Below are 20774 nucleotides of genomic sequence, written 5' to 3'. Positions count from 1 at the left end.
GCCGCGGGCGCTCCCGGTCAGGTCCCGTCCACCGATTCGAACCGCCACCGGTGCACCGCCCGTGTGACCAACTCGGCGTCCGGTTCGGGCAGTTCGGGAAGGTCGGCGTCGAGCTCCGCGTCCCACCAGGTGATGACGAGCACCCGGTCCTGCGGTGCCCGGAGGGTCTCCCGGCGCAGGGGCCGTGCGGCCAGCTCCTGCGCCCGCGCCCAGGCCAGCAGTGCCTCCCCCTGGCCGGGCACCGCACGCGCCTCCCACATCAGGGCGACCGTCATGAGTAGAGGTTCTCCTTGCTGACCTCGTGCACATGGTCGTGACCGTGGTGGCCGTGACCGTGGCCCCGGTCCCCGAAGTCGCCCGGCACATGGGGATCCGTCACCGGCAGCGACGAGTCCGCCGAGAGGTCCCAGCTGGAGGCCGGCCGGCCCCGCGCGACCATCTCCGCGCCGAGCGCGGCCACCATCGCGCCGTTGTCCGTGCACAGCTTGGGCCGGGGCACCCGCAGCCGGATACCGGCCGCCTCGCAGCGCTCCTGGGCCAGCGCCCGCAGCCGGGAGTTGGCCGCCACGCCGCCACCGATCATCAGGTGGTCGACGCCCTCGTCCTTGCAGGCCCGCACGGCCTTGCGGGTCAGCACGTCCACGACCGCCTCCTGGAAGGAGGCCGCGACGTCCCGCACCGGAACCTCCTCGCCCGCGGCCCGCTTGGCCTCGATCCAGCGGGCGACGGCCGTCTTGAGACCGGAGAAGGAGAAGTCGTACGCCGGGTCGCGCGGTCCGGTCAGACCCCGCGGGAACGCGATCGCCTCGGGGTCGCCCTCGCGGGCGTACCGGTCGATGACCGGACCGCCGGGGAAGCCCAGGTTCAGCACCCGGGCGATCTTGTCGAAGGCCTCGCCGGCCGCGTCGTCGATGGTCGCGCCCATCGGGCGGACGTCGGAGGTGATGTCCGAGGAGAGCAGGAGGGAGGAGTGGCCGCCGCTCACCAGCAGCGCCATCGTCGGTTCCGGCAGCGCGCCGTGCTCCAGCTGGTCCACGCAGATGTGGGAGGCGAGGTGGTTGACGCCGTAGAGCGGCTTGCCCAGCGCGTAGGCGTACGCCTTCGCCGCCGAGACGCCCACCAGCAGCGCGCCCGCGAGGCCCGGACCCGCGGTCACCGCGATGCCGTCCAGGTCGCGGGCGGAGACACCCGCCTCCTTCAGGGCGCGGTCGATGGTCGGGACCATCGCCTCCAGGTGCGCCCGGGAGGCGACCTCCGGCACGACACCGCCGAAGCGGGCGTGCTCGTCGACGCTGGAGGCGACGGCGTCGGCGAGCAGGGTGGTGCCGCGCACGATCCCGACACCGGTCTCGTCGCAGGAGGTCTCGATGCCGAGTACGAGAGGCTCGTCGCGTGAGTCAGCCATTGATCTCGGTTCCTTGTGCGGGTGTTCCTGGTACGGAAGTGGATGGGTCGGTCAGTCGCATCACCAGGGCGTCCACGTTCCCCGGCTGGTAGTAGCCCCGCCGGAAGCCGATGGCCTCGAAGCCGAAGCGCTCGTACAGCTTCTGCGCGCGGACGTTGTCCACCCGGCACTCCAGCATCACTTCGGCGCAGTCGAAGTCGGTCGCCGCCCGCAGCAGTTCGGTGAGCAGACGGCTGCCGAGCCCCGTGCCCTGGTGGTCGCGGGCGACGGCGATGGTCTGGATGTCGGCGAGGTCGCCGGAGGAGGCGAGCCCGGCGTACCCCACGAGCCGCCCGCCGTCCTCGGCGACGAGATAGCGCCGGGTCGCGCCGGGGCCGCGGGAGTGGGCCAGTTCGGACCAGAACATGCCCCGGGACCAGGCGTCCTCGGGGAAGAGGTCCTTCTCCAGCTCCAGCACGGCGTCGATGTCCCACCAGCGCATCTCGCGCAGCGCAGGAGTCAGGGGCGGCCCGGTCTCCGGTCCGGTCGGCTGTCCTGTCACTTGGGGGTGACCACCTTGTAGTTCTTGGGGACCTGGGCGTCGGGCCGGCGCAGGTACAGCGGCCGGGGCGCGGGAAGCTCCTCGCCCGCCGCGAGCCGCTCGGCGGCCAGTGCCGCGAGGGCCGCCGCCGACACGTGCTCGGGCTCGTGGGCGCCGGGGAAGGTGTCGGGGTACAGCAGCGCGCCCGCGCCGACGGCCGGCAGTCCGGCGACCTGGTCGGCGATGTCGGCGGGCCGGTCGACGGCCGGGTCGGTCAGGCGGGTGCGGGAGTCGGCGTACCGCGCCCAGTACACCTCCTTGCGCCGGGCGTCGGTCGCGACGACGAAGGGGCCCTTCTCGATGTCGGCGGCGTAGGCGAGGCCGTCGAGGGTGCACACGCCGTGCACGGGGACGCCCAGGGCGAGGGCGAAGGTGTCGGCGGTCATCAGACCGACGCGCAGACCGGTGTACGGGCCGGGCCCGATGCCTACGACGATGCCGGTGACGGCGTCGAGCTTCACACCGGCTTCGGCGAGGACGCGGTCGACGGCCGGCAGCAGCAGTTCGCCGTGCCGGCGTGCGTCGACCTGGCTGGAGGAGGCGATGACGTCCGTGCCGTCGTGCAGGGCGACGGTGACGGCGGGGGTGGCGGTATCCAGAGCGAGCAAGAGCACGCAAACAGCCTACGGCGCCCGCGCCCCGGGAAGCGCCGCCCCGGTCGGGCCCTTGACGACTGCTACGGTCGGCTCGATCACGACGTACGACACGAACGCTGAGGTGGGCGACGGTGGCAGGCAGCAGCTCGGGATTCGTGGCGGCGCTCACCGCGGCGGCTCTCGCGGCCGTCGGCTTCCTCACCTACCAGGCCTCCGCCACCGTGCCGGGCCCGCTGGGCGAGCCCCGTGCGAGCAGCTCACCCGACGCGGCTGTCTCCGCCGGCCGCTCCCGCGACCGCGACGACCGCGCCCTGCCGGCCGGGTCCGGCACGGGTGTGCGGGTCGTGTACTCGGTGGGCGGCGGGCGGGTGTGGCTGGTCGGCGAGGGTGAGCAGGTCAGGCGCACGTTCCGGGTCACCCCCGGATCGGTCGACCCGGCGCCGGGCGTCTACGTGGTCACGTCCCGCTCGGGCACGGTCACCGGCTCCGACGGCGCCCTCGTCGAGCACGTCGTGCGCTTCACCACCGTGGAAGGCGTCACCGTCGGCTTCAGCGCGGCCGTCGACGGCTCGACGCACGCGCCGGCCCCGGCCATGAAGACGGGCGGCATCCGCGAGTCACGGGAGGACGGCGCCGCGATGTGGGAGTTCGCGACGATCGGCCGAACGGTGGCCGTGATCCCCTGAGCGGCCCTGGGCCCTCGGCGGTCCGCGGAGCACCGGCCGGCGAAGCTTCCTACGCGGCTTCGCGGTGCCCGTGCCGGGCGGGCGGACGGGCCGTCTCCGGATCGGTCAGGCGCGGCGGGGTGGAGATGAGGTCGGCGGCGGCACCGGCCGCGAGCAGGTCACGCATGGACACCCCGGCGACCGGCGGGTACGAGTGTGGGTGCGGCCGCACCTCGTCGGGAGTCGTGTTCTCCGATGCCGTCATGGACGCCTCCTGGGGCCGGGGGCGGACCGTGGTTAGGCACACCTAACTACGGACTGGATACCATGTGACCACGCACAAGACCACGAACGCAATATGTTGCCGACGTCTTGTCGGAATGTTCATCCGGTCCGCACCGTCCCGCCCCGCTCAGGCGGACAGCACGCTCAGGTCCACCGCGGTCCAGCGCTCCCCGAGCCCGGTCACCGTCACATGGCGTACCTCGTCCGTGGTGTCGCCGACGGCCCGGTGGATGACGACCTGGAGCCGGTCCTCGGTCAGTTCCTCGACCTTGCCCTCGCCCCACTCCACGACGATCACCGACTCCGGCAGCGAGACGTCGAGGTCGAGGTCCTCCATCTCGTCCAGGCCGCCGGACAGCCGGTAGGCGTCGACGTGGACCAGCGGGGGGCCGTCGACGAGGGAGGGGTGGACACGGGCGATGACGAAGGTGGGGGACGTGACCGCTCCCCTGACCCCCATGCCTTCGCCGAGCCCCCGGGTCAGCGTCGTCTTGCCCGCGCCGAGCTCCCCGCTGAGCATCAGCAGGTCGCCCGCGCGCAGCAGCTTGGCCAGGCGGCGGCCGAGTTCCCGCATCTGGTCGGGAGAAGTGACGGTGAGCTCGATGTCACCCGCGTTGTGCGGTGCTGCTGGTGCTTCCATAGCCACTTACGGTAGCCCCTGCGGGCACGGCACCCGCCCGGGTGAGCAGGTCGGCCAGCCGGTCGGTGACCACCTCCGGGTGTTCCAGCATCACCAGGTGCCCGGCGTCCGGGACCAGGACCAGTTCGGCCTCCGGCAGCAGATCGGCGATCGCCTCGCTGTGCTCGCTGGGTGTGACCAGGTCCCCCACCCCGGCCAGGACCAGCACCGGCATGTCCGTGAAGAGGGCGAGCGCCTCGGTCTTGTCGTGGTCGGTGAAGGCCGGGTAGAACTCCGCGACCACGTCGATCGGCGTCCCCTCGATCATGCGCTCGGCGAACCGGGCGACGGCCGGGTCGACGTCCCGGGACGAGAAGGAGTACCGCTTGATGATCCCGGCGAACAGGTCGGCGGTGGCCCGGCGCCCCTTCTCCACCAGCTCCGCGCGCTGCCCCAGCGCCCTGAGGACGCCCGGCAGGATCCGCCGCACCGCGTTCACCCCGGCGACGGGCAGCCCGAAGTTGACCTCGCCCAGCCGACCGGACGAGGTACCCACGAACGCGGTGGCGACGACCCGGTCCCGGATCAGCTCGGGGAACTGGTCGGCCAGCGCCATCACCGTCATCCCGCCCATGGAGTGGCCGACCAGCACGAGCGGCCCCTCGGGCGCGGCCGCGTCGATGACGGCCTTCAGGTCACGCCCGAGCTGTTCGATGTCGACGTGCGCGCCCTGCTGCGTCTGGGCGACGCCCCGCCCGGAGCGGCCGTGGCTGCGCTGGTCCCAGTGCACGGTGCGCACGACGCCCCTGAGCGCCGCGCGCTGGAAGTGCCAGGAGTCCTGGCTGAGGCAGTAGCCGTGGCTGAAGACGACGGTGACGGGGGCGGGGGCCTTGCGTCCGAAGAGGCGCCGGCGGCGCGGGCTCAGGGCGGGGGCCGCCTCCGGGTCGAGGTCGTCGACCTCGTAGTACAGCTCGGTGCCGTCGTCGGCGTACGCCTTCCCGGGCTGACCGCGCAGCGAGCCGTACGGCCCGGCCGAGTCCAGGGCGAGGCGGGCCTTCGCCCGCATGCCGCGGCCCACCGTCATCCGCTCTATGGCGACGCCGGCCGCCGCGCCCGCCGCGAGCACGCCTATCGCCGCACCGGCGAACCCGGTCGCCCTGCGCCAGTTCGCGGCCGCCCCCGTGGCGGAGGCGACGGCCGCGACGACCTCCGCGCTGCTCTCGCTCACGTACCGCTCCTCTTCGCTGGGTGTGCCCGGTGTGGCTGAGGTGATCGATGGTGCCGGTGTTCCGTTGCAGTGGTCGGTTACGGGTTACCCGTCTCGTTCCTCATTCACAGAGACACATGCCCTCACACACCCGCACTCGGCCGCATGCACGCGCATGGACGCCTCTGGAGGGCCCCATCTACACGGACTCGTTCACATAGACGCGCGGAACGCGCGTTCCGATCCGGGTGACGATCTCGTACGCGATGGTCCCGGCCGCCTGCGCCCAGTCCTCGGCAGTGGGCTCGCCGCGGTCACCGGGCCCGAACAGCACGGCCTCGGCACCCGGCTCGGGCTCGTCGCCGCCCAGGTCGACGACGAACTGGTCCATCGCGATCCGCCCCGCGACGCTCCGCCATTTACCGCCGACCAGGACGGGACCGGCGCCGGACGCGTGCCGGGGGATGCCGTCGGCGTAGCCGAGGGGGACGAGGCCGAGGGTGGTGTCGCCCGGGGTGACGTAGCCGTGCCCGTAACTGACGCCGTGGCCGCCCGGCACGTGCTTCACCAGCGCGACGGACGCCGTCAGGGTCATCACGGGCCGCAAGCCGAAGTCCGCGGGGCTGCCGAGCGCGGGGCTGGGCGAGATGCCGTACGTCGCGATGCCGGTGCGCACCAGGTCGAAATGGCTGTCCGGCAGGGTGAGCGTGGCCGGCGAGTTGGCGATGTGCCGCACCTCGGGTCGCGCGCCCTGCTCCTCGGCGTACGCGACCATCTCGCGGAAGCGGGTGAGCTGGGCGGCGATGGAGGGGTGGCCCGGCTCGTCGGCGCAGGCGAGGTGCGACCAGAGCCCGGTGATCCGGATCAGGCCGTCGGCCTCGGCCCGCAGGGCCGCCCGCACCAGCTCGGTCCAGTCCTCGCCCGGCTGGCAGCCGCCCCGCCCGAGCCCGGTGTCGGCCTTGAGCTGCACGCGGGCGGGAGCGCCGGCACGGCGGGCCGCCTCGGTGACCTCCCGCAGGGCCCACATGCCGCTCACCGAGACGTCGACGTCCGCCTCGATGGCCTCCCGCCAGGGCCCGCCCGGCGTCCACAGCCAGCACAGGATCCGTACGCCGTCCACGCCGGCGGCCCTCAGCACGAGGGCCTCCTCGGGCGTGGCGGTGCCGAGCCAGCCGGCCCCGGCCTCGACGGCTGCGCGGGCACAGCGCAACGCCCCGTGGCCGTAGGCGTCCGACTTGACGACGGCCATCAGGGCCGCGCCGGGCGCGAGGGCGCGCAGGGTCCGCACGTTGGCCCGCAGAGCGGCCAGATCGATCTCGGCGCGGGCTCGCAGGGGCGCGGTCCGCAGAGCTGCTGTTTTTGTCATGGCGCCCCCAGTGTCTCAGAGGGGTCCGACAGCGCCGCCGAGACGGGACCCGGAGACCTGCTCCGCCGTGTCTACTCCTCGGTCCTGTGACCCCACACGTACACCCGGTCGTTCTTCTTCAGCACGCGCCACAGCGCGCGGGCGTCGTCCAGGCGCAGATTGACGCAGCCCATGGACCCGACCGGAGTGAAGAGGCTGCCGTAGACGCCGTGGAAGGCCTGGCCGCCGTTGAAGAACTGGGAGTAGGGCATCGGGCTGTTGTACAGGGACGAGACGTGGTTCTTGTGCCGCCAGTAGATCCGGTGCCAGCCGGCGCGCGTCCCGTACCCCGCCCGCCCGCTGCGGATGTGCACGGGCCCGAACACGACCCTCCTGCCGTTCTGCACCCAGGCCAGCTGCCGGTCCAGATCGACGCAGGCGACCCGCTGCGCCCGCACCGGGCACTTCTTGCCGGCGTTGGGGTTCTTGCGAGCGGCGACCAGCTGCATGGTGGCCCAGGTCACCGGTCCGGCGAAGCCCATCGCGGGCTTGATCCGGTGCTTCTTCTGGAAGGCGCGCACGGCCCGGCAGTCGGCGGCCGACTGCTCCCCGTCCACCTTCAGCTTCAGGTACTTCTCGACCTGCCGCTGGTGGGGGCCCGTCTCCTCGCTGCACTTCACGTTCTCGAGGGCGTCCATGGGAGGCACGTACTCCACGAGGTCGTCCGCCTCGGCCGGCGCGTCCCGCGGCTCGACGGCGTCCTCCTCGGGGCTGGGCTTGTACACCCTCGGCGGCAGCGCCTGGTCGGGCGTGTCGGTCTGCCAGAGCTGGAGGACGTTCAGGGGGACGCCGGGCACGAGGTCGGACTCAGGGGGTGACTCAGGTCCGGAGGCCGGCGGCACCGGGTCGGTCTCCGCCCCGGAAGCCGGCGCCACCGGGTCGGTCTCCGCCCCGGAAGCCGGCGCCACCGCGTCGGCCTCCGCCCCGGAAGCCGGCGACACCCGGTCGGCCTCCGCCCCCGAAACCGGGGGCACGGGGTCGGCCGAGGCACTGCCGACGGGCAGCAGGGAGGCCGCGACGAGCACCACGGCGATGCTCCGGCATGCGATACGTCCGCTGATCATGCGCTCAGAAAAGCGTGCGGGGGTACCGGGCGCCGGGTGCCGCGCTGGGGGGTCACCCTATCGAGGCCCATAGGGTGCTGGGCATGAGCATCATCGGGGTCGGAATCGACGTGGCCGAGATCGACAGGTTCGAGGCCGCACTCAGGCGCACACCCGGGATGGCCGAACGGCTCTTCCTGGAGAGCGAGTTGATGCTGCCCAGCGGCGAACGCCGGGGCATGGCCTCGCTCGCGGCCCGTTTCGCGGCGAAGGAGGCCCTCGCCAAGGCGCTGGGGGCGCCCCCGGGTCTGCTGTGGACGGACGCCGAGGTCTGCGTCGAGGACAGTGGCCGGCCGCTGCTGCGGGTGACGGGGACGGTGGCGGCCCGGGCGGCCGAACTGGGCGTGCGGTCCTGGCATGTGTCGTTGAGCCATGACGCCGGGGTGGCGTCGGCGGTGGTGGTGGCGGAGGGCTGAGCCTGCGCCACCGGTCCTGCGTCACCGGTCCTGTTCCTGCGTCACCGGTCGTCCCCCACCGTTCGGGCCAGCCTTCAGCAGATGGACCGGCTGGTGTTCATGACCGTCACCAACTCCGCCATCAGGGAGAGCTTTTGCGGTTCTCGATCAGGACCGAGTCGTTGCCGGTGCTGGAGAGGGTCACCTTGTCGATGACCGCCCCGCCGCTCTCGGAGACGCAGAACACCCCATGTCCGCCGCCGCGCGCGATCACCTCGCCCACCCGCATGTCGGTCGGGTAGGAACTGCCCACCCGCCCGTTGCGGTTGGCCATGCGGAAGGCGGCGTAACCGGTGCCGGTCCCGGCGTTCTCGGCGTCCGCCTGGCGCCGGCGGCGGCGCGGAGTGTGACCCTCCGGGGCGGGTGAGTTTGGCAAAGCCACGGCAAAGCGTCAACGGATGCGCCGTGCTTCGCCGGGTACGGGAGAGACTCGGTCGCATGCGGACTGCGTACGACGTGGAGACGGTAAGGGCGGCCGAGCGGGAGCTGATGGCACGGCTCCCGGACGGGGCGCTGATGCAGCGGGCGGCGGCCGGACTCGCCGCGGCCTGCGCGGATCTGCTGGGCCGGGTGTACGGCAGCCGGGTCGTCCTGCTGGTCGGCAGCGGCGACAACGGCGGCGACGCCCTGTACGCCGGGGCCCGGCTGGCCAGGCGCGGAGCGGGGGTGACGGCGGTTCTGCTGACGCCCGGGCGAGCGCATGCGGGCGGCCTCGCGGCGCTGCGGCGGGCAGGCGGCCGGGCCGTCGGGACGGACGCCGCCGAGGAGCTGATCGAACGGGCGGACCTGGTCGTGGACGGCATCGTCGGCATCGGCGGCAAGGGCGGCCTGCGGCCGGAGGCGGCACCGCTGGCCGCCGCCGCCGAGCGGTCCCGGGCCGCCGTGGTCGCGGTGGACCTGCCGAGCGGCGTGGACGTGGACACCGGCGAGGTACGGGGCACGGCGATGCGGGCCGACCTCACCGTCACCTTCGGCACGCACAAGCCGGGGCTGCTGATCGATCCGGCGCGGGAGTACGCCGGCGTGGTGCGGCTGGTGGACATCGGGCTCGACCTGCCGCCCGGGGCGGAACTGGAGGCGCTTCAACACGCTGACGTGGCACGCCTGTTGCCGGTTCCGGCGGCGGAGTCGGACAAGTACCGGCGCGGGGTCGTGGGCATCGCTGCGGGCTCGGCCCGCTACCCGGGCGCCGCGGTGCTCGCGGTCGCGGGGGCGTTGCGCGGCGGCGCGGGGGCCGTGCGGTACGTCGGTCCGGCCGGCGACGCGGTGATCGCCCGGTTCCCCGAGACGCTGGTGTCGGACCGGGGGCCGAAGAAGGCGGGGCGCGTGCAGGCGTGGGTGGTCGGCCCGGGCGCCGGGGACGACGCGGCGACGGTGGCGGAGGTGCTGGCGACGGACGTACCGGTGCTGATCGACGCGGACGGGCTGCGGCTGGCGGACGCGGCGGCGGTACGGGGGCGGACGGGGCCGACGCTGATGACCCCGCACGCCGGGGAGGCGGCGGCGCTGCTCGGGGTCTCCCGCGAGGAGGTCGAGGGGGCCCGGCTGGCGTCGGTACGGGAGTTGGCGGGGCGGTACGCGGCGACGGTGCTGCTGAAGGGCTCGACGACGTTGGTGGCGGACGCCGGGGGCGAAGGCGCGGTCCGGGTGAATCCGACGGGGACGTCCTGGCTGGCCACGGCGGGCAGCGGGGACGTGCTGTCAGGACTGGCCGGCTCGCTGCTGGCGGCGGGGCTCGCTCCGCTGGACGCGGGGAGCGCCGCGGCGTACCTGCACGGCCTGTCGGCACGGCTCGTGGCGGACGGGGCGCCGGTGGGGGCGCACGATGTGGCTGAGGGGATTCCGGGGGCTTGGCGGGAGGTGCGGGCGTGAGGGGTCCGGGTGGGGCGAGGGCAGCCCCACGGGGTCACCCGGCTGGGGGTCAGCCGTCGACGAACAGGTCCTCCGCGCTGCGCGCATGAAGCGCCCGCTCGAACCATGCGTCGAGCCGGTCGAGGTCGGAACAGGCCTCCACGCGCTCGCGGACCCAGCCCGGGACCGGGATGCCGCGCAGGTCGAGGAGTTGAAGGACCTTCGCGGCGCGTTCCTTCTCCATGCCCTGCTCGATGCCCTGCTCGATGCCCTCTTCGCGCACCTGCTGCGCCAGCGGGTGCCGCCAGAAGTAGTTGATCGCCGTCATCAGGTCCCTCCAGATCTGTTGCGCCTGGGGATCGGCCAGGCAGGAGTCGACGAACTGCACGAAGGCCGCGGCACTGTCGGCATCGACGGTCCGCAGGGCGGCTGCCAGCGGTTCCAGTATGGCGGCCGCGCGCGGCCCCCGGCCGTGTGTCATCGCCGAGAGCACCGCAAGGGAAACGTCCCGCGCGGCCTCACGCTCGTCCGCGATCACCGGTACGTTGTCCGGGCCGAGCACGAGCGGTCGGACTGACAGCGAGTGACACCCGGGCAGGCCGAGGTAGATGGGCTCCGCGGCCCAACGCGCCGTCGCCCTGTTCTGCGTGATGACGATGAGGACCGGCTCACAACGGTACTTCTCGTAGAGGTACGAGAGGTAGTACGGCCAGCTTCCACGCTTCCTGTCGTCCGGCTTCCCCTGCGATTCGACGACCAGGAGGTACGCGCCCTCGTCCGTGTCCGCCCGCAGCAGTGTGTCCACGCGCCGCTCGACGGGCTCGATCTCCGTCAGGTCCACATTCATGCCGGCGATTTCTCGCGGCTCGGGGAACGGGACACGCAACACGCGCTGAAGCGCCCGTGTCAGCAGCGCCGGGTCCTTCTGGAAGATCCGGTGCAGTGCCTCGTGCGACGAGCTGACCATCAGCTCTCCTTTCGGTACGACGTGATCAACGCGTCACGCCGCGACGAGGTCACACCACTCGTACTTGGCCCAGCTGCCGCGTGTGAGGCAGCCCATGGGCAACTGGCGCAAGTCGTCCTACTCAGGCGAAGGCGACGGCAACAACTGCGTTGAGATCGCGACCTCCCCCACCCACACCGCCATCCGCGACTCAAAGACCCCGGCCAGGGCAACCCTCACCTTCCCGGCCGGAGCCTTCTCCGCCTTCGTCGACGCTGTGAAAGCCGACTACTCCACCGTCACCGACTTCGCCAGGTTCCGAGGCTGATCCACGTCGTTCCCCCGGGCGGTGGCCAGCTCACAGGCGAACACCTGCAACGGCACCGTCGCCACCAGCGGTTGCAGCAAGGTGGGCGTGGCCGGGATCCGGATCAGGTGGTCCGCGTACGGCACGACCGCCTCGTCCCCCTCCTCCGCGATCACGATCGTACGCGCACCCCGAGCCCTGATCTCCTGGATGTTGGACACGATCTTGTCGTGCAGGACCGAGCGCCCCCGTGGCGAGGGCACGACCACGACCACCGGCAGGTCGTCCTCGATCAGGGCGATCGGGCCGTGCTTCAGCTCGCCCGCCGCGAACCCCTCGGCGTGCATGTAGGCGAGTTCCTTCAGCTTCAGCGCGCCCTCCAGGGCGACCGGGTAGCCGACGTGCCGCCCGAGGAACAGCACCGTGTTCTTGTCTGCGAGGCCGCGCGCCAGCGCCCGTACCGGCTCCATGGTCTCCAGGACGCGCTCGACCTCGCCCGAGATCCGGGACAGGTCGCGGATGACGGCCCGGATCTCGTCGCCCCACTTGGTGCCGCGCATCTGGCCGAGGTAGAGCGCGACCAGGTAGCAGGCCACCAGCTGGGTCAGGAACGCCTTCGTCGAGGCGACCGCGACCTCCGGACCGGCGTGCGTGTACAGCACGGCGTCGGACTCGCGCGGGATGGTGGAGCCGTTGGTGTTGCAGATGGCCAGCACCTTGGAGCCCTGCTCGCGGGCGTGCCGTAGCGCCATGAGCGTGTCCATGGTCTCGCCGGACTGGGAGATCGCGATGACGAGGGTCTGCTGGTCCAGGATCGGATCCCGGTAGCGGAACTCGCTCGCCAGCTCGACCTCGCAGGGGATGCGGGTCCAGTGCTCGATGGCGTACTTGGCGATCAGCCCGGAGTGGAAGGCCGTACCGCAGGCGACGATGACGACCTTGTCGACCTCGCGCAGCTCGGAGGCGCTGATGCGGACCTCGTCCAGCGTCAGCGAACCGGAGGCGTCGATACGTCCGAGCAGTGTGTCGGCGACTGCCTTGGGCTGCTCGGCGATCTCCTTGAGCATGAAGTAGTCGTAGCCGCCCTTCTCGGCGGCCGAGGCGTCCCAGTCGACGTGGTAGGAGCGGACCTCGGCCGGCCGCCCGTCGAACCCGGTGACACTCACGCCGTCCCGGCGCAGTTCGACGACCTGGTCCTGCCCCAGCTCGATCGCCGAGCGCGTGTGCGCGATGAACGCGGCCACGTCCGAGGCGAGGAAGGCCTCCCCCTCCCCGACACCCACCACGAGCGGCGAGTTCCGCCGTGCGCCGACGACCACGTCGGGCTCGTCGGCGTGCACCGCGACCAGTGTGAAGGCCCCCTCCAGCCGCCGGCACACCAGCCGCATGGCCTCGGCGAGGTCCGCCGTCGCCGAGAACTCCTCGGCGAGCAGATGGGCGACCACCTCGGTGTCGGTCTCGGAGGCCAGCTCGTGCCCGCGCTCGGCCAACTCGGCGCGCAGGGCGGCGAAGTTCTCGATGATCCCGTTGTGCACGACGGCGACGCGCCCGGCGTTGTCGAGGTGCGGGTGCGCGTTGGCGTCCGTCGGCCCGCCGTGTGTGGCCCAGCGGGTGTGCCCGATGCCCGTCGTGCCGGTCGGCAGCGGACGCTCCGTCAGCTCCTTCTCCAGGTTGACGAGCTTGCCCGCCTTCTTCGCGGCCGCCAGCCCGCCGTCCGCCAGCACGGCGACCCCGGCCGAGTCGTAGCCCCGGTACTCCAGCCGCTTCAGCCCGGCGGTCACGATTTCGAGCGCCGACTGCGACCCCACGTATCCCACGATTCCGCACATGAGGCGCAGCCTACGTTCCACGCACGGCCCGTTTCCGGCACTTCGTGCCCGAAATCGGAAATCCCCACCCGGGTGGGAACGCACGCCGACCCCGCGAAGCGACGGTCGAAATTCGGCCATCCTCATGCGTCGACAGAGACATGATCATCACCATTTACACACAAGGGGCACAGAAACCGCCTGGTACACAAAGAGAACGAACATAAGGGAAGGGCCGCGGGACCGGTGAGCGCTTTCACGCCAGCCTCCCCACCCGCACAAAACACCCTTGCCGCATGCCGCCACCTCATGACTATGGTTACGCCGCGCGTGACGGGATCATGACCAGTTCCGTGGACGCGCGCGTCCGTCAGCGACCGGGGGAACAGTGTCGCTTCAGGGGGATCCTCATGCCGCAGCACCTGCGCGCCGTACGTCTCGCTCCGGTGCGCTCCTGGTGTCCGTGACTCCTGCCAGGGCGACCTCGCCCGTCCCCTGCTCCGCCTGAGCCTCCCCGGCCGAGGCCGAGCTCCCGGTTGCCCTTGTTGCGATGAAGGGGTGCCCCCTTGCGTTCCAGACCACCAACCTTCCTGACGCCGACGTCAGGAAGACGCAGGCTGTTCGCCCGCCTCGTCCTGCTCGTGAGCGCGGTCGCCGTCCTGGCCACGCTCGCGGTACGACCCGACCTCGCCAACCTCGCCGGTCTCACGGGTGCGGCGACGAACCGGTCCAGTGACAGACCGGAGGACTGGTACGAGACCACGGCTGACGAGCAGCTGCGGTTCGACCAGTGCCTGATGGCGGACGCCGTGCGCCTGGGCGCTCCGCGCATGTACGGCTTCGCCCAGGACGCGCTGAACCAGACGCCGGAGAAGCTGCGCGAACTGGCCGCGCTGGACGGCTCGTTCGACGGGCCGCTGCGGCAGGCGCACGAGAAGGACAAGACCGACTGGAAGGCCACCTGGGAGCGTCTGCACGCCCGCAGGAACGCGTGGGAGAAGCCGCTCGACGGTCTGAGGAACCCGAGCGGGTTCACCGACGCCTCCTTCCACTGGGTGCCCGGTGTGCACGAAGGCGACGACTTCTACGACCAGACCGGTCTGGGCAAGTGGGCCGGCGGCCTTCCTGACTGGAACAAGAAGTTCGACTTCTACGACCCCACGCCGAAGGCCGACGAGAAGACTCTCAAGGCCGTCACCGATCTGGGCGCACCGCTCTACGGCGACAAGCCCTACGACCCGAACCTCTCGGCCGAGGAGCGCCAGCGGCAGTACTACGAGGAGCGGGCCTTCGAGGCGCTCTTCGACACGTTCCACGGCAAGGGCGGCGACGACGCCCGCCTGTTCCTGGCCTCCGGTGGCTTTCCCCGTACCGCTCCCGAGCCCGGCACCCCCGAGTACCGGGTCGCGGTCGAGGACATGAAGACCCGGTTCGCCTCGTGCGCCTGGCGGGACCCCATCGACCCGAACAAGGCCCTGCGGCAGGTGGAGGACACGGCAGCGCAGGAGTGGCAGCAGGAGATCGCCTCCCAGGCCGTCCCGCGCAACCAGATCCTCGACGCCAACCGCGACGCCACGACGGCGCTCGCCAAGGGCTCCGAGGCGATGGCCGACCTGCTCGGCCAGTCGTGGATCGCCGATCACCTCACGCGCTGGCAGGACTACTGGTCCCCCGGCGGCATCGGCTGGATCGGCGACTCCTTCACCGCCATCCAGGTCGAGGCGGCGAGGGGCAAGTGCCTCGACGTCGCCGGCGGCAGGACGGACAACGGCACCCCGGTCCAGATCTACACCTGCAACGACTCAGCCGCGCAGGACTGGCAGATCATCGGCAACGGTGACGGCTACAGCCTGTGGAACCTGGCGGCAAAGAAGTGCCTCGACGTGCAGAACGGCAACGCGGCGAACGGCACGAAGATCCGGATCTGGACGTGCAACAGCAGCAAGGCCCAGCAGTGGGACTTCGACGTCCGCGGCGTCGGCGAGCTGCGCAATGCCGCGACCGGCAAGTGCCTGGACCTGAACAAGTTCGACAACGGTCACGACTCCTGGCTGTGGACGTGCAACGGCACCAACCCGCAGAAGTTCCGGATCGTCCCCGAGGGTCACAACGGTGAGGCCCAGCCCAAGGCCCACTTCGAGCAGGCGAAGAAGGGCATCGCGGCGGCGCAGGCTCAGGCCAAGAAGCAACTGGACGTCATCAAGGCGCAGTTGACGGTGGCGAAGAAGGCCGCCGCCGCCAGTGACACCGCCGAGCAGGCGGCCTACCGGATCGCGGACGCGGGTGGCGCTCCGCGCGGCCGGGGTCTGCTGGTGGGCCAGCAGAAGGCGCAGGTGACCAAGGGCACCGTGGCCGCTCTGGAGGCGCTGGTGAAGGCCGGTGAGACCGCCGAGGCGGCCACCCGTGCCTCAGCCGGTGACAGTGCGACCGTCGCGCAGCGTGCCCTGGCGCAGGCGGCGCAGTCGAAGGCGGAGTTCCGCAAGGCCGCCGCGGCGGCGGCCGAGGCCCAGGCGAAGGCGGCGGCGGACGCGGCGAAGGTGCACCGCGACAACGCCAAGAAGGACAAGGAGACCGCGGAGGCCAAGCTCGCCGAGGCGCTGAAGGCCGAGGGTGACGCCAAGGCGGCCGCCTCCGAGGCGCACGCCAAGCGGCTGGCCGCGGAGGCCGAGGAGAAGAAGGCCGAGGCGGAGAAGAAGAAGGCCGCGGCCAAGCAGGCCGATGCCGCGCAGCACAGGAAGAACGCCGAGGCGGAGGCGACGAAGGCGAAGACCGCCAAGGACAAGGCCGAGGCGGCCGAGGGCACGGCGGTCGAGAAGAAGAACGCCGCCGTCAAGGCCCGCGACCACGCCAAGGCCATGCGGGACGACGCGTGGGACGCCGAGCAGAAGGCCGACGCCTCGCGCGCCAAGGCGGACGCGAAGGCCGCCTACGCCGACTCCCTGGACGCGGGTGAGGCGGCGGACGCCGCGCGAGCCGCCGCCAACGACGCGGACAAGCACGCGGACGACGCCGAGGCGGCCGCCGGCCGGGCCCGTTCCGAAGCCAACGCGGCCACCAAGGCTGCCGAGGATGCGGACGCGGCGGCCACGCGTGCCGAGGCGGCCGCCAAGCGCTCCCGTGCGCACGCGGACGCCGCGCAGGCCGCGAAGCTGAAGTCGGACGCCGCGGTGAAGACCGCGACCAGCGCCGCGGCGGACGCGATCGCGGCGGCCAAGCACGCCGCGTCCGAGGCGAAGACGGCCGTCGAGCTGGCCGACGAGGCGGAGAAGAAGGCCAGGACGGCCAAGTCGCAGGCCGACGAGGCGGGCAAGGAGGCCGTCAAGGCGCTGGCCGCCTCGGCGAAGGCCGCGGGCTTCGCCTACGTCACCGCCCAGGCGGCGGTCGACGCGGGCAAGGCGGCCGCCCAGGTCGCCAAGCCGGCCAACGACGCGATCCAGCTGGGCTCCCCGTACGTCGACACCGACTCGGCGGCCGGGCTGGTGGTCCTGACCGGCCAGGCGTCCAAGACGATCGCCGAGCAGCAGAAGGCGGTCGCCGACGCCCACGCCAAGAACGCGGAGGCGGAAGCCTCGGCGGCCAAGAACCTCGCCGAGCAGGCGCAGGGCGACGCCAAGGCGGCCTACCAGCACGCCGCGAACGCCGCCAAGCACGCGTCGGACGCTCGGGGTTACGCCAAGGAAGCGCTCGGCTACGCCGCCGACGCCGCAAAGGCGGCGTCCAAGGCGACGGCGTCCCTGGCCCGCACCATCGAGTTCAACCGCCAGGCCACCGCGGACGCCGAGGCCGCCGACAAGGCGGCGGGCCGCGCCGAGAACCACGCCAAGGACGCCCGCGACTCGGCCGACCAGGCAGCACTCGACGCCCAAGCCGCCCGCACCGCGGCCTCGGAGGCCGAACAGGCGGCCAAGGACGCCCGTGCCGCGGCCGACCGGGCCGACGCGGCGGCGACCGAGGCTGAAGAGGCCGCGAAGGACGCCGAGAAGTACGCCAAGGAAGCCCAGGAGGCAGCCGACCGGACCGAACGCGAGCAGGCCAACGAGCAGGTGTCCACGGGCGCGGGCACCGGGGTCGGGGGCGTGTTCTACGTCATCGACGAGAAGACGACGAAGATCGAAAGCGCGAAGCAGATCGGCGAGTGCCCCTCGAACGCGCCTCTTGTCGGCTGCACCGCTGCGTACAAGGTCACCGGAACGGTCAAGACGGACTTCTACCTGTGCACCGACAAGGACGCCCTCGCCACCGCGCAGGGCTGCCCCAAGGGCGCGTGGAAGTGGCTCGACGAGAAGACCATCCCGTTCAAGGACGTGGAGTGGTCGCACTTCTTCTCCGGCTCCGAGATCATCAAGATCGGCTGGCAGAACCTCTTCGGGGACACACTCGGCGGGATCCTCTACGAGATCATCCTCGGGGACGCCATCAAGTGCCTCCACGGCAGCAAGACCGCCTGCGCGTGGACCGCGGCCATGTTCCTCCCGCTCAGTAAGCCGCTGGCCGCCCTCACCGACGCGGTCAGGGCGCTGGACGCCGCCGCGAAGACCGGAATCGGCTTCCAGGACGCGTGGAAGGGGCTGCGCGCCCTCAAGGTGTCCGACGAGGTCGCCATGGGGCTCGGCATCAAGGCCCTCGACGACCTCGTCAAGGGATGCACCAAGGGCTCCCGCGCGCTGACCGCGGGGGCGTCCAGGGCCGGGCCCTCCTGCCCCGTGGGAATGGTCGCCTACAACAGCACCGAACTCGGCACCATCGCGTTCAAGGCCAGGATCGCCGGCGGATACGAGTTCAAGTACCGGCGGAACGTCGCCGTCGCGAAGGTTCCGGGCTGGAACGACCCCAAGACCGGTGACTACGTCTGGGGGTACAGCCAGGGCGGCGGATACCACTCGGAGAACCATATTCTGGACCAGTTGGCCGGGCGGGGGTTCAAGCCGACCCAGATCGCGGCTCTCTACAGTGAGCGCCAGCCCTGCCCCGTGTGCGGGCCGCTCCTGGACGACGTCCTCAAACCGGGGACTCCGATCAGCTGGTCGGTCCCGTGGGGCTCCGACGGACTGATGAACAGCGTCTCCGACGAGATGCTGAAGCAGGCGATCAAGGTGGCCGGTGGGCACCGGGCGGCACGTTCCGGGCGCACCGACGCGGCGGCCGCTCCGGCGGTGCCGAACCCTCCCGCGGGACTGTCCGACGCACAGAGACGAGAGTGAAGTGTCCGACCACCCGTTCGACCACCGTGAAGCGCCCGAGGACGTCGTCGCCGAGCGCACGGCCCTGGCCGACCAGGTCTGCCGGGAACTCGCGCTGGCCGGCCTGCCTGCCTCCCGGGAGGACCGGGACGATCAGGTGGGTGCGCTCGTCGAGATCGACACCGGTGACGACGCGGCGGGAGGTGTCTTCGTGGACTGGAGGCCCGACCCCGCCCTGACCCGGGCCGCCATGGAGCGGATGCAGAAGGGCGAGTACCGGGCACCCGTCATCGAACACGACGGAGCCGTCCGCGCCCACATGCAGAAGGCGATCACCGGAATTCTCCGATCCGCCGGTTTCCGGGCCGATGCCGCGGCCGACTTCGACGGCGACCTGCGCCCGCTGTCGGTCCGTGTCGAACCGGGTGGTCCGACGACGAGGCACTGACCCGGCTGGCCGAGGCCCGCACTCCCCTCGCCGGGGAGTGCGGGCCTCCGCGTCCTCACGCCTTCGCCCGATAGGCCCGCATGGCCAACGGATAGAACACCACCGCGATCCCCGCGGCCCACACCAGCGACCACAGCACCGGCTCCGCCACCGCCCCGCCCAGCAGCAGGCCCCGGAACGCGTCCGACAGGTGGGTCACCGGATTGACGTCGCTCCACGCCTGCAGCCAGCCCGGCATCGTGTCCACCATGACGAACGCGCTGCTGGTGAAGGTGATCGGGAAGATGAGGGTGAAGGCGAACGCCTGGACCTTCTCGGCGTCGCCCGCGAGCATCCCGATCAGGACCGCCGACCAGGACACCGCCGCCGCGAACACGATCACGAGCAGGGTGCCGAGCAGGAAGCCGTCCAGGCCCCCGGTGATCCGGAAGCCCAGGAGAAGGCCGAGACCGATCATCAGCAGCAGCGCCCACAGGTGCTTCGCCAGGTCCGCGGTGATACGGCCGATGAGCGGGGCGGAGCGGGCTATCGGCAGGCTGCGCAGGCGGTCGAAGACGCCCTTGGTGAGGTCGGTGTTGAGCGCCATCGCCGTGTACATCGTCATGAACAGGGTGTTCTGCACGATGATCCCGGGCAACGCGTACTTCAGGTAGGCCTCGGGCGATCCGGCCATCTGACCGCCCAGCACGTAGGTGAAGAGGAACACGAACATGATCGGCGTGATGCTGTAGTCGACCAGTTCCAGCGGGTTGTGCTTGACCGCGACCAGGCTGCGCCAGGCCATCGTGAAGGTCTGGCGGAGTCCGTCGAGCGGGCGTACCCGGCCCGACCTGGTGACCGGGGCCGTGATCGTCGTGGCGGAGGCGGTCATGGCCGCATCACCGCCTTCTGGAGCTCGTTGTCGTCGTCCCGCACGGCCGCTCCGCCGTCGCCCTCGGGCTCGCCGGGTTCCGCGCGGTGGCCGGTCAGCGCGAGGAAGACCTCGTCGAGGGACGAACGGCGCAGAGCCAGCTCCCCGACCGCTATCCCCTCGCGGTCGAGCGCCCGCACCACGGCCGGCATCAGCTCGGGGTCCTTCACCGGCGCGGTGATCGTCTCGCCCTCGATCTGGGTCTGCGGGCCCGCCGCCCCGGCCACGAGCGCGTGCACCCGCGCGAGGTCGTCCGCGAGCACCGGCCGCAGCTCCAGCACCTGCCCGCCGACCTGGGACTTCAACTCGTCCGGGGTGCCCTCGGCGATCACCCGGCCCTTGTCGATCACCACGATGTCGTCGGCGAGGACGTCCGCCTCGTTCAGATACTGCGTGGTCAGCAGGGCGGTCGCGCCGTCCGCGACCAGGCCCCGCAGCAGGTCCCAGAGCTCACCGCGGCTGTGCGGGTCCAGGCCGGTGGTCGGTTCGTCGAGGAAGAGGATGCTGGGCCGGCCCACCAGGCTCGCCGCGAGGTCCAGGCGCCGGCGCATGCCGCCCGAGAACGTCTTCACCGCCCGCCCGGCCGCGTCCGTCAGCTGGAAGCGCTCCAGCAGCTCGGCCGCCCTCGCCCGGGCCTCCCGGCGCGGCAGCCCGAGCAGGCGGCCGATGAGCAGAAGGTTCTCGGTGCCGGTCAGGTTCTCGTCCACCGCCGCGTACTGTCCGGTCAGCCCGACCATGGCGCGGACGACCCCGGCCTCCCGGACCACGTCGTGCCCGGCGACGTGGGCCCGGCCGGCGTCGGGCTGGAGCAGGGTCGCGAAGATCCTGACCGCGGTCGTCTTCCCCGCACCGTTGGGACCCAGCAGTCCGAGGACCGAGCCCCTGCGGGCCCCCAGGTCGACCCCGGCCAGCGCCTCCGTGTCCTTGAACCGCTTGACCAGCCCTTCCGCCTCGATCGCATACGTCATGGGTCACCCCCTCGGGGTCGGTGGGCCCCGGTCTGG

Annotated in this window: 19 protein-coding genes and 1 pseudogene; 6 read left to right on the top strand and 14 right to left on the bottom strand. The window is 71.9% G+C overall.

Annotated elements, in window-relative coordinates; genetic code table 11:
- Window positions 1-17: 17 nt before the first annotated feature.
- Genes ACWCPI_RS06685 through tsaB form a run of 4 tightly spaced genes read right to left on the bottom strand, consistent with a single transcriptional unit; the run spans window position 18 to window position 2599 of the window.
- Complete coding sequence (locus ACWCPI_RS06685; RefSeq protein ID WP_451037041.1) at window positions 18-275, bottom strand: hypothetical protein; 258 nt, start codon at window positions 273-275, stop codon at window positions 18-20.
- Complete coding sequence (tsaD, locus tag ACWCPI_RS06680; RefSeq protein WP_451037040.1) at window positions 272-1405, bottom strand: tRNA (adenosine(37)-N6)-threonylcarbamoyltransferase complex transferase subunit TsaD; 1134 nt, start codon at window positions 1403-1405, stop codon at window positions 272-274. Before tsaD ends, ACWCPI_RS06685 begins: the two co-directional genes overlap by 4 nt.
- Window positions 1398-1886 (bottom strand): ribosomal protein S18-alanine N-acetyltransferase, encoded by a 489-nt coding sequence (gene rimI / locus ACWCPI_RS06675; RefSeq protein WP_451037200.1) that lies wholly within the window; start codon window positions 1884-1886, stop codon window positions 1398-1400. The genes tsaD and rimI overlap by 8 nt, the downstream gene beginning before the upstream one ends.
- 56 nt (window positions 1887-1942) lie before the next feature.
- Window positions 1943-2599: a tRNA (adenosine(37)-N6)-threonylcarbamoyltransferase complex dimerization subunit type 1 TsaB gene (gene tsaB / locus ACWCPI_RS06670; protein WP_451037039.1), complete on the bottom strand. Its 657-nt coding sequence runs from the start codon at window positions 2597-2599 to the stop codon at window positions 1943-1945.
- Between the two features lie 113 nt (window positions 2600-2712).
- On the opposite strand from tsaB, the gene ACWCPI_RS06665 reads away from it, so the two are divergent.
- The gene (locus ACWCPI_RS06665) at window positions 2713-3267 is read left to right on the top strand and encodes a hypothetical protein (protein WP_451037038.1); all 555 of its coding nucleotides are present in this window, start codon (window positions 2713-2715) and stop codon (window positions 3265-3267) included.
- A 49-nt stretch (window positions 3268-3316) separates the two neighbouring features.
- On the opposite strand, the gene ACWCPI_RS06660 is transcribed toward ACWCPI_RS06665, so the two are convergent.
- The 5 genes from ACWCPI_RS06660 to ACWCPI_RS06640 form a co-directional block, all read right to left on the bottom strand.
- Window positions 3317-3511 carry a hypothetical protein gene (locus ACWCPI_RS06660; protein WP_451037037.1) on the bottom strand — a complete coding sequence of 65 codons (195 nt, stop codon included), beginning with the start codon at window positions 3509-3511 and terminating at the stop codon, window positions 3317-3319.
- A 147-nt stretch (window positions 3512-3658) separates the two neighbouring features.
- Window positions 3659-4171, bottom strand: coding sequence for a tRNA (adenosine(37)-N6)-threonylcarbamoyltransferase complex ATPase subunit type 1 TsaE (tsaE, locus tag ACWCPI_RS06655; protein ID WP_451037036.1), 513 nt, complete (start codon window positions 4169-4171; stop codon window positions 3659-3661).
- Entirely contained in the window at window positions 4137-5378 is a 1242-nt protein-coding gene (locus tag ACWCPI_RS06650) for an alpha/beta fold hydrolase (protein ID WP_451037035.1), read from the bottom strand. Before ACWCPI_RS06650 ends, tsaE begins: the two co-directional genes overlap by 35 nt.
- Window positions 5379-5556: 178 nt before the next feature.
- Window positions 5557-6723, bottom strand: a complete 1167-nt coding sequence (alr, locus tag ACWCPI_RS06645) for an alanine racemase (protein ID WP_451037034.1) — start codon at window positions 6721-6723, stop codon at window positions 5557-5559.
- A gap of 71 nt (window positions 6724-6794) precedes the next feature.
- Window positions 6795-7826, bottom strand: a complete 1032-nt coding sequence (locus ACWCPI_RS06640) for a L,D-transpeptidase family protein (protein WP_451037033.1) — start codon at window positions 7824-7826, stop codon at window positions 6795-6797.
- 83 nt (window positions 7827-7909) lie between these two features.
- Between ACWCPI_RS06640 and ACWCPI_RS06635 the strand changes: the two genes are divergently transcribed.
- A complete protein-coding gene (locus ACWCPI_RS06635; RefSeq protein WP_451037032.1) occupies window positions 7910-8281 on the top strand; it encodes a holo-ACP synthase in 372 nt (123 codons plus the stop codon).
- 139 nt (window positions 8282-8420) lie between these two features.
- On the opposite strand, the pseudogene ACWCPI_RS06630 reads toward ACWCPI_RS06635, so the two are convergent.
- Window positions 8421-8645, bottom strand: a pseudogene (locus ACWCPI_RS06630) (hypothetical protein); the annotation flags it as partial.
- Between the two features lie 113 nt (window positions 8646-8758).
- Between ACWCPI_RS06630 and ACWCPI_RS06625 the strand changes: the two are divergent.
- On the top strand, window positions 8759-10192 hold the full coding sequence (locus tag ACWCPI_RS06625; protein WP_451037031.1) for an NAD(P)H-hydrate dehydratase: 1434 nt from the start codon (window positions 8759-8761) through the stop codon (window positions 10190-10192).
- 49 nt (window positions 10193-10241) lie between these two features.
- Here ACWCPI_RS06625 and ACWCPI_RS06620 read toward each other — a convergent pair whose 3' ends face one another.
- Window positions 10242-11138, bottom strand: coding sequence for a hypothetical protein (locus ACWCPI_RS06620; protein WP_451037030.1), 897 nt, complete (start codon window positions 11136-11138; stop codon window positions 10242-10244).
- A 94-nt stretch (window positions 11139-11232) separates the two neighbouring features.
- On the opposite strand from ACWCPI_RS06620, the gene ACWCPI_RS06615 reads away from it, so the two are divergent.
- The gene (locus ACWCPI_RS06615) at window positions 11233-11445 is read left to right on the top strand and encodes a DUF397 domain-containing protein (protein ID WP_451037029.1); all 213 of its coding nucleotides are present in this window, start codon (window positions 11233-11235) and stop codon (window positions 11443-11445) included.
- On the opposite strand, the gene glmS is transcribed toward ACWCPI_RS06615, so the two are convergent.
- Window positions 11406-13253 (bottom strand): glutamine--fructose-6-phosphate transaminase (isomerizing), encoded by a 1848-nt coding sequence (gene glmS / locus ACWCPI_RS06610; RefSeq protein ID WP_451037028.1) that lies wholly within the window; start codon window positions 13251-13253, stop codon window positions 11406-11408. The two genes, ACWCPI_RS06615 and glmS, sit on opposite strands and share 40 nt — an antisense overlap.
- A 620-nt stretch (window positions 13254-13873) precedes the next feature.
- Between glmS and ACWCPI_RS06605 the strand changes: the two genes are divergently transcribed.
- Both ACWCPI_RS06605 and ACWCPI_RS06600 read left to right on the top strand, forming a co-directional pair.
- A complete protein-coding gene (locus tag ACWCPI_RS06605) occupies window positions 13874-18433 on the top strand; it encodes a ricin-type beta-trefoil lectin domain protein (RefSeq protein ID WP_451037027.1) in 4560 nt (1519 codons plus the stop codon).
- A 1-nt stretch (window position 18434) separates the two neighbouring features.
- A complete protein-coding gene (locus ACWCPI_RS06600; RefSeq protein WP_451037026.1) occupies window positions 18435-18860 on the top strand; it encodes a hypothetical protein in 426 nt (141 codons plus the stop codon).
- A 55-nt stretch (window positions 18861-18915) separates the two neighbouring features.
- Here the strand turns inward: ACWCPI_RS06600 and ACWCPI_RS06595 are convergent, their stop codons facing one another.
- Together ACWCPI_RS06595 and ACWCPI_RS06590 are read right to left on the bottom strand one after the other, a co-directional pair.
- Complete coding sequence (locus ACWCPI_RS06595; RefSeq protein WP_451037025.1) at window positions 18916-19731, bottom strand: ABC transporter permease; 816 nt, start codon at window positions 19729-19731, stop codon at window positions 18916-18918.
- Complete coding sequence (locus ACWCPI_RS06590) at window positions 19728-20738, bottom strand: ATP-binding cassette domain-containing protein (RefSeq protein ID WP_451037024.1); 1011 nt, start codon at window positions 20736-20738, stop codon at window positions 19728-19730. The genes ACWCPI_RS06595 and ACWCPI_RS06590 overlap by 4 nt, the downstream gene beginning before the upstream one ends.
- Window positions 20739-20774 lie beyond the last annotated feature (36 nt).

This window comes from Streptomyces sp. NPDC001920, assembly GCF_053594495.1.
The sequence above is the reverse complement of the archived record's forward strand: the minus strand, read 5'-3'. Positions and strand labels throughout refer to the sequence as shown.

What these genes read in the sequence shown, in the direction of transcription:
- ACWCPI_RS06685 (WP_451037041.1), bottom strand. Translation starts at nt 275, where the DNA reads ATGACGGTCGCCCTGATGTGGGAGGCGCGTGCGGTGCCCGGCCAGGGG.
- tsaD (WP_451037040.1), bottom strand. Translation starts at nt 1,405, where the DNA reads ATGGCTGACTCACGCGACGAGCCTCTCGTACTCGGCATCGAGACCTCC.
- rimI (WP_451037200.1), bottom strand. Translation starts at nt 1,886, where the DNA reads ATGCGCTGGTGGGACATCGACGCCGTGCTGGAGCTGGAGAAGGACCTC.
- ACWCPI_RS06660 (WP_451037037.1), bottom strand. Translation starts at nt 3,511, where the DNA reads ATGACGGCATCGGAGAACACGACTCCCGACGAGGTGCGGCCGCACCCA.
- tsaE (WP_451037036.1), bottom strand. Translation starts at nt 4,171, where the DNA reads ATGGAAGCACCAGCAGCACCGCACAACGCGGGTGACATCGAGCTCACC.
- alr (WP_451037034.1), bottom strand. Translation starts at nt 6,723, where the DNA reads ATGACAAAAACAGCAGCTCTGCGGACCGCGCCCCTGCGAGCCCGCGCC.
- ACWCPI_RS06640 (WP_451037033.1), bottom strand. Translation starts at nt 7,826, where the DNA reads ATGATCAGCGGACGTATCGCATGCCGGAGCATCGCCGTGGTGCTCGTC.
- ACWCPI_RS06635 (WP_451037032.1), top strand. Translation starts at nt 7,910, where the DNA reads ATGAGCATCATCGGGGTCGGAATCGACGTGGCCGAGATCGACAGGTTC.
- ACWCPI_RS06625 (WP_451037031.1), top strand. Translation starts at nt 8,759, where the DNA reads ATGCGGACTGCGTACGACGTGGAGACGGTAAGGGCGGCCGAGCGGGAG.
- ACWCPI_RS06620 (WP_451037030.1), bottom strand. Translation starts at nt 11,138, where the DNA reads ATGGTCAGCTCGTCGCACGAGGCACTGCACCGGATCTTCCAGAAGGAC.
- ACWCPI_RS06615 (WP_451037029.1), top strand. Translation starts at nt 11,233, where the DNA reads ATGGGCAACTGGCGCAAGTCGTCCTACTCAGGCGAAGGCGACGGCAAC.
- glmS (WP_451037028.1), bottom strand. Translation starts at nt 13,253, where the DNA reads ATGTGCGGAATCGTGGGATACGTGGGGTCGCAGTCGGCGCTCGAAATC.
- ACWCPI_RS06595 (WP_451037025.1), bottom strand. Translation starts at nt 19,731, where the DNA reads ATGACCGCCTCCGCCACGACGATCACGGCCCCGGTCACCAGGTCGGGC.
- ACWCPI_RS06590 (WP_451037024.1), bottom strand. Translation starts at nt 20,738, where the DNA reads ATGACGTATGCGATCGAGGCGGAAGGGCTGGTCAAGCGGTTCAAGGAC.